9 protein-coding genes are annotated in these 6,318 nt (G+C 51.6%); 1 reads left to right on the forward strand and 8 read right to left on the reverse strand.

What is annotated here, in order from left to right:
- Window positions 1–69: 69 nt before the first annotated feature.
- From C0039_RS18875 to C0039_RS18910, 8 genes are all read right to left on the reverse strand, one after another.
- Window positions 70–399: a hypothetical protein gene (locus C0039_RS18875; RefSeq protein WP_075998956.1), complete on the reverse strand. Its 330-nt coding sequence runs from the start codon at window positions 397–399 to the stop codon at window positions 70–72.
- 117 nt (window positions 400–516) lie between these two features.
- Window positions 517–861, reverse strand: a complete 345-nt coding sequence (locus C0039_RS18880) for a hypothetical protein (protein ID WP_075998957.1) — start codon at window positions 859–861, stop codon at window positions 517–519.
- A gap of 333 nt (window positions 862–1,194) precedes the next feature.
- Window positions 1,195–1,668, reverse strand: coding sequence for a hypothetical protein (locus tag C0039_RS18885; protein WP_207796488.1), 474 nt, complete (start codon window positions 1,666–1,668; stop codon window positions 1,195–1,197).
- A gap of 98 nt (window positions 1,669–1,766) precedes the next feature.
- Window positions 1,767–1,976 (reverse strand): VOC family protein, encoded by a 210-nt coding sequence (locus C0039_RS18890; RefSeq protein ID WP_076002093.1) that lies wholly within the window; start codon window positions 1,974–1,976, stop codon window positions 1,767–1,769.
- Between the two features lie 133 nt (window positions 1,977–2,109).
- Window positions 2,110–2,466: a hypothetical protein gene (locus tag C0039_RS18895; protein ID WP_101518970.1), complete on the reverse strand. Its 357-nt coding sequence runs from the start codon at window positions 2,464–2,466 to the stop codon at window positions 2,110–2,112.
- 199 nt (window positions 2,467–2,665) lie between these two features.
- A complete protein-coding gene (locus tag C0039_RS18900) occupies window positions 2,666–4,219 on the reverse strand; it encodes a phytoene desaturase family protein (RefSeq protein WP_075998960.1) in 1,554 nt (517 codons plus the stop codon).
- A 105-nt stretch (window positions 4,220–4,324) separates the two neighbouring features.
- A complete protein-coding gene (locus tag C0039_RS18905) occupies window positions 4,325–4,708 on the reverse strand; it encodes a hypothetical protein (RefSeq protein WP_075998961.1) in 384 nt (127 codons plus the stop codon).
- Between the two features lie 47 nt (window positions 4,709–4,755).
- The gene (locus C0039_RS18910; RefSeq protein WP_075998962.1) at window positions 4,756–5,358 is read right to left on the reverse strand and encodes a MarR family winged helix-turn-helix transcriptional regulator; all 603 of its coding nucleotides are present in this window, start codon (window positions 5,356–5,358) and stop codon (window positions 4,756–4,758) included.
- A 110-nt stretch (window positions 5,359–5,468) separates the two neighbouring features.
- On the opposite strand from C0039_RS18910, the gene C0039_RS18915 reads away from it, so the two are divergent.
- Window positions 5,469–6,224 carry a hypothetical protein gene (locus C0039_RS18915; protein ID WP_101518971.1) on the forward strand — a complete coding sequence of 252 codons (756 nt, stop codon included), beginning with the start codon at window positions 5,469–5,471 and terminating at the stop codon, window positions 6,222–6,224.
- Window positions 6,225–6,318: the final 94 nt, after the last annotated feature.

The following is a 6,318-nucleotide window of genomic DNA, read 5'->3' on the forward strand; positions in this document are numbered from 1 at the left end:
TGGCCCTGCCCCTCGCGGATAGCCTCCAATGGGGCAGACCTCATGGCGCCCAACCTGGCGGTATTCCCACTATCCAATAATTTTCCACGCCAGGGTTACAGCTGAAAAATAAATAACAATCGTGCACAGGATAGAAATCACTAACCCGGAGACAATGGTTGGCCACCGACTATAATCCGGCCTTTGCTGCATCGCAGCGTTAAAGACCATGGTCGCCAGCAAAACACCGCCAATCATTAAAAACAGTGCTCCGAATACGGCGCAGAGCGCCATTTTTGTTGCCAGGGAGATTGGAAAGTAGATCGCCGGACGATGAATCAATCCGTATATGCTACCCGCAATCCAGAAGCTGCCGACACTCACGAGTATAACGACGACCACATAGGCAATCAGTTCCATAGATCAACAAGACCCCCGTATTGCCGACCGCAGACGACACTCACGGCAAGAGAAGACAACAACTCAAACAAGCCCATACTTTCTGGTGTCTCGTGCCTTGACTTATCAGCCCTGGAGTCAGCTTCGTGACCCAAATTCGTTAATGTCCAGCAGAAAATCCTTACCGTCAGTGGCCATCAAGCCCACACCTGACATATACCGATAATGAACATCCTTGATATCAACACCTGTATCGACAATGTTAACGACATAGCCGCTCTCCGCCAGATCAATAATCGTTGTTCTCAATTTGTCCTTTTTCTCAAATTCAGTCTTCTTGGCGTCATAGACGAAAGCGTAACCCTCAATTCTACACAGCGCGTCCTGCGCCGAAACCACGACACCAATAAAATGACGACGGGTAGAATTCTCGTAAAGCGAGCGATACACAACGTGAACTTTTTCTCCAACCTCTATGATCATTCTCTGTTCTCTCTATCTGTTATCTCTATCTGTTATCACTATACTGAGAGCCTAACGCTTCAAGCGCAGCGCCGGCCATCCCCCGGTATTGGCCCAGTTCTCGTGGAGCCCCTGAAACGCTACCGTGATCCTGCCCAGTCGACGATTTTCAAGTATCGGCTGTTCTCGGTAAACCGTACATATATCATATTCGATATTCGATATTCGAATTCTCAAGTCGCATAACGCCGCAGGCGGGCCTGAAGCAGAGTTGCTGAGGTTGCCGCAGCGGCCGACGCAAGGGCAAGATCACGCATCCGCTCCACCGCCTTGTTTGGCGCCCCTGGCAGCCTGCTACAGATTCCAAGCCTCCTCATAATTGAATCCAGACAGTGCAATCTGTCTCAACCGCTTCTGACGGTGGGCAAAGAACACGCGCGCGAACAGCCAAACAAAGGGCGTAGCAATCCCCGCCTTGAGATCCAGGGTGTCTCGATATTGGGTAACGCCGCCCTCCCCCTGAATGATTATCAAGTGATACCAACGTCGAATCAGTCGACTGTAACCGTCGTCGCAAAACCTGAATACTGCGTTTTCTTCATCAAATGTAATGCGTAATACCTGGGTGCCGAGGGGAACAACGCCAAAAAGTTTCAGACGAAACCAATAGGTTTTCTCTTCCCATACCTCCGGAACCACCGTCCCATTCACTGGCTCAAAAACCAAAAGAGGATGAGATATGTACATAAGGAGAGAAGGCGTCTTTACTTCCATTGCAGCGCTTTCATAGCTGCAGGCCAGAGTGGTATCCAGATGAAATTGCGCCATAAAACTGCCGCTAGTAAGCGGGGCTTTTTGAAAGGCGTATCGGCAAGATCCAACGCCTTAAATTAACGCGGCTATAAGCCTTCCGCACCCTTGACCTGTTATGCGCCAAGATCAGACCAAACCGCCAGTTCGTTCCCGTTTGGCTCGGATTTAAAAAACCCGCCATCGATTCCTTGATCTGAGAAAGCCGTGTACTCGGGGCCAAAGTCTTCAAAACCCCAACCAAAGACGGAAGTAAAAAAGGCCTTTGTAGCCTCTATATCCCGGGCTGGAAATTCTACGTAATTAATCTTGTCACTGATATTCATAGCTTTCCTATAGGCACGCATTGCGCCCTACGCCAGTGGCGCACTGCCGTCAGCGCAGCGAGCGGCAGTGAGTACCATTATGTGATCGTGCTACGTGGCATTTGTACACCTTCCGGGTCTCAATGCAATGCTTTCAAAACAGTCCCTCGCAGGGATGATGGACGACGTAAGCGTAAATAATGGGAATGAACTCGGAGATCTTTGAACGGCCGGGGGCGGAAGGAATTGGCAGTGTCATGGGGTATTGAAATGATGCGACAGTTCTTGCCTCATTCGGCCAATAATACCAATCGTGGTTCGGATATAGCCCGGGAAACTCACGCTCTACAGTTTCATAAGTTGGGTAGCTACCATGTTGTCTACAGTAGTCTTTGAAAAAGCTCTCTACGAGATTTGCCTGGCCCACTGTCGCAGAATCCTTGGTATAAAGCCCACCCAACCCAAATAAAAGCAGAGCAACGAATACCCCAATAAACACTTTTAATTTCATTTCAGCTTATGCACTCCATTTCACCATATCATCTGGCAGACAACCTCCAGAGAAAAGCCAGGCTTCCTCATTCGGCGCGCGGTTTCAAGACAGGCCGCACCGGGTCGGTTGTCAACACCACTGCCGTCCGCGAACGGTTGCCTGTTCAAAGCCCTTCGACGGCATCACGTTCCTGGCGATGAACGCGATTTTGCCTGCCTTAACTTAACTTCTGGAAGACTCGCGGGTCGATCGCCGCTGCCCCCAACATGCCACCCGAAAGTGCTCCAGCGATTCCCGGGGTCATAACGTCCTGGCCTGCCAGGAATAAACCGGGAACAGGCGTTCGGGCGTTGAGCGCGTCTGACAACATGCGGCGCGGGGTCGTTTCTACGCCATAAAACCCACCCTTTTCGTGGCCAGTGAATGACGCGGTTGCGAGTGGTGTGCCAAGTTCATGGTAGACGATAAGCGGCGCCAGTTGCGGGAACTTATCCGCAAAGAAATCCAACATCCTGGACTCGACGCGCTGCTTAAACAATGCCCACTCGTCGGCACATTCATCAGCTCCCCCATCCGCAAATTTAGCTACCGACGACCAATCGGCCCAAATCAGCATATCACCGGTGTGCCTGTTCGCCGGGCCGGGGTCATGAGCAGGATTCTTGAGAGAGGAAAACGACACAAACATCATTTGAATTGGCTCGCTTCCGCCCGCTGTCCAGATGGCATCACTGGTGTCCCAGCTTTCATAAAACCAATGGTTAGAGCGCGTCGCACCGTGCTGGGCGATGTCTCCCTCGAAGCCGAGATAGAGATCGAAGTGGCAGATAGACGGCTTGAAAGTGGCTATTTCCCGGGCCCAGTCCTGCTCACAACTTTTCTCTGGAAGCAGGTGCTTCACGGTTTCACCGGCGCCGATCGCCGAGACGATACAGGGCGCAGTGAACTCTTCGCCGGACTGGGTGCGCACACCCACGGCTTTACCCTCTTCCAGTAGTATCTCTCTAACCGGTGTTCCAGCCCGGGCACTGCCACCCGCCGCCTCGATCACCGGAACAAGTCCTCTTGCGATGGCGGCGGCACCACCGACGGGGTAGGCGGCGCCTTCAAGGTAGTGTCCGATGATGATGGCGTGAATGGCGAAGCTCGCTTCTTTGGGTTTGCCGCCATAGGTGCCCCACTGCGCCGACAGCACGGCGGCGAGCCTGGGGTTGCTGATGAGTTCCGCGATAACCTCACCCGTGGTGCGACTGCACCAGCGCTGGATCTTCTTCTTATTCCACCAGTGATGTGCAAAACGGAATGGTTCGGGCATCGCTCGCTCAGCACCCACCATGTGCCCAGCTTCCTCAGCCGACCGCAACGCCTCGAAGTAGGCATCTATCTCGTCGACATTGTCAGGAAAACGCTCTTTTAGTTCCATTTTGTAGGCTTCGGCAGGACGCCCTATGGAAATCTCAAATCCATCCGGGAAGTGAAGCGTGTCGTAGACGGTACCAACCGAATGAAACTCAATTGCTCCACCGCTGAGCCAGTCCAGAATCCGACCCGCATGTTGCTCATGGCCGAATGTGCCGCAATAGTGGAGACCGACATCCCAGGTGAAACCATTACGAGAGAAAGTGTGGGTCAACCCACCAATCGTCTGCGCTTGCTCTAGCAGCAATACTTTATGGTCCAAACGCGAAAGCGCAGTGGCCGTTGTCATTCCGCCAATGCCGGACCCGATGACAATGACGTCGAACTCGCTCGCCGACGGTTTACCTGTCATTTGACGGCACCTCCGCTCATCATCCGCCTACCATTGGATTATAGCTGCAGTCGGCCGATTTAAGGCTAAATTCTCGCTACGACCCTGCTCTGGTTCCCTGGCCTGCTATCCGCAGAAATTTCTCCTTCCAATAAGCTCGCCGGCAGGGAATGACTTATGAAAGGCTACGCTACCGTCTGTCTCCAGCCAATCGCAAGGTATGGTTGCACCACCAAAGGCTGCTTCTACCACACAGACGTCTACCCATCGGGACGGCTCACCGTTTTCTGGATCGTGCGTATGGAGGCCCAGGCGGCCCCATTCCTCGACCAATGAACCTATGTCCTCGGGATTCATGGCGCCATCTCTAAACAGGTGATCGTCATACCAGACTCTGCCGCCAATCAGGTTCTCATGGTCGTCAAGGCACCTGCTCCAACCTCCGGGATACTTTTCCTCAATAACTTTTCGAGGAACTATAAAATTGATGAACTCGAGCTGAATGGACATTAATACTCCGTAGTCTCACGCCTGCCATGGACTCCAGCCACTTTTTATCAAGCCGGAGCGCCGGTTACAGCACCGTGCTCGCTTGATTGGTTGGGCTTGTGCTCGCGGCAAATGAGCTCAATATCTTCGCCACTTAGTGCTTCTTCTGTTAAGCCACATACATACTCATCATCTGTCAGCCTGATATTGTGTCTGCAGGTGGCACATTGACCGAATGTCTTAAAATTGTTCGCCTGCTGCATGCTTCTTAGCAGGTTACGAAGCGAAGCATCAATAGACGCCTCGTCCGTCCTGCCTAACTGCTTGCCGGCCCTTGCCAGTGATGGCGAGGGCAGCATGCTGGATACCAGATTGCGACCGGCTTTTGTTACCGACAAATGAGCCACGCGCTTATCGGATTTGTCAGCCGTTTTCTCAATGAGTCCTTTTTTCTCAAGTACTTTAAGTGTTTGTGACACCGAACCCTTTGTTTGGCCAAGGTACTCAGTAACGCCCATTGGGGTATCTGAATATCGATTGCAGATTGACAAATAATGCAGCGCTTCGAACTGCACCGGCTGCAGGCCGTGTACTAGCAAAAGGTTACGGGTCTCTGTGCGCAGCAGGCTTGCGACCCGCTCCAGTAGATGCTGTGTTTCCAGTATATCCATGAGCAAATAGTATTGAATCGAAACCTTATTGACAAGCCGGGTTTTTCGGGTAGACTATTTAGTATTGAGTCGATACTTTATTACCTGCGGAAGCTAAATCGGAGCATATTATGAACTCAAACTACCTTGTCAAAGCAGCCACATTGACTATTGCCGCCACAATTACCCAGGCTTTTGCCAGCGGCAACCATACCGGCGGCATTCACACCGAGCCAGATCAAACAGGCGGGATAAAGCCATCTTTTGATATTGTCCACGCCAAAGTCACTCTGCAGAAGAATATTGCCACTTTTCATATGGGAGTTGCAGTGAATGCCGGGAGTGTTAAACCGCTGCCAACGGGCAAACTCGCCGGAAGCGATGTATTTTCCTATGTATGGCCAACAAGCCTGAATAGTGGCGTGGTGGGTTTTGAGGATAACGCCGGGATACTGGCGCTGGCTGTAACCGCTCATCCTGATTTTGACGATACCCCTTTGTATGATGAGAACGCCGACAATGACACTGGCAATGATGGCAATGTCTGGCATAGCCACTGGGTTGTACTGCAACCGAATGAACAGTGTGGCAAAGGCGCTCTAGGCGTAGTGGATATACCCGACGGCACCACTCCCAAACTGCCGAAAACCTGGCCGGGACTACCAATTCTGCTGGATAGCCCAGGGTGGTCACCAATCTTCAATGACGACACAGTTGAAGTAAAAGTCGCTTTTGATCAATCAATTGATATTACTGAAACCACTTATGATGGGGTTACAGCGGGCTTGCGAGTCAATCAAAGTGTACATGCGCCTTTGCTTTGCGTTGTGGATGTGATGGACATCGCGTCAGGTGACTTGAGCTTACCCGGCAAAGTAAACCACTAGCTGGGCAGACAGTAGCTAGTAAAAATCGCAAGGGAGTGTTCAGAATTCTGTGTCACAGTAATTCCTCGTTAATCATCTGATCACAGATCCAATA

It is taken from the genome of Pseudohalioglobus lutimaris (genome assembly GCF_002866825.1).
GTDB lineage: Bacteria > Pseudomonadota > Gammaproteobacteria > Pseudomonadales > Halieaceae > Halioglobus > Halioglobus lutimaris.

Coding starts and splice junctions, on each gene's coding strand:
- C0039_RS18875 (WP_075998956.1), bottom strand. CDS start 399: ATGGAACTGATTGCCTATGTGGTCGTCGTTATACTCGTGAGTGTCGGC.
- C0039_RS18880 (WP_075998957.1), bottom strand. CDS start 861: ATGATCATAGAGGTTGGAGAAAAAGTTCACGTTGTGTATCGCTCGCTT.
- C0039_RS18885 (WP_207796488.1), bottom strand. CDS start 1,668: ATGGCGCAATTTCATCTGGATACCACTCTGGCCTGCAGCTATGAAAGC.
- C0039_RS18890 (WP_076002093.1), bottom strand. CDS start 1,976: ATGAATATCAGTGACAAGATTAATTACGTAGAATTTCCAGCCCGGGAT.
- C0039_RS18895 (WP_101518970.1), bottom strand. CDS start 2,466: ATGAAATTAAAAGTGTTTATTGGGGTATTCGTTGCTCTGCTTTTATTT.
- C0039_RS18900 (WP_075998960.1), bottom strand. CDS start 4,219: ATGACAGGTAAACCGTCGGCGAGCGAGTTCGACGTCATTGTCATCGGG.
- C0039_RS18905 (WP_075998961.1), bottom strand. CDS start 4,708: ATGTCCATTCAGCTCGAGTTCATCAATTTTATAGTTCCTCGAAAAGTT.
- C0039_RS18910 (WP_075998962.1), bottom strand. CDS start 5,358: ATGGATATACTGGAAACACAGCATCTACTGGAGCGGGTCGCAAGCCTG.
- C0039_RS18915 (WP_101518971.1), top strand. CDS start 5,469: ATGAACTCAAACTACCTTGTCAAAGCAGCCACATTGACTATTGCCGCC.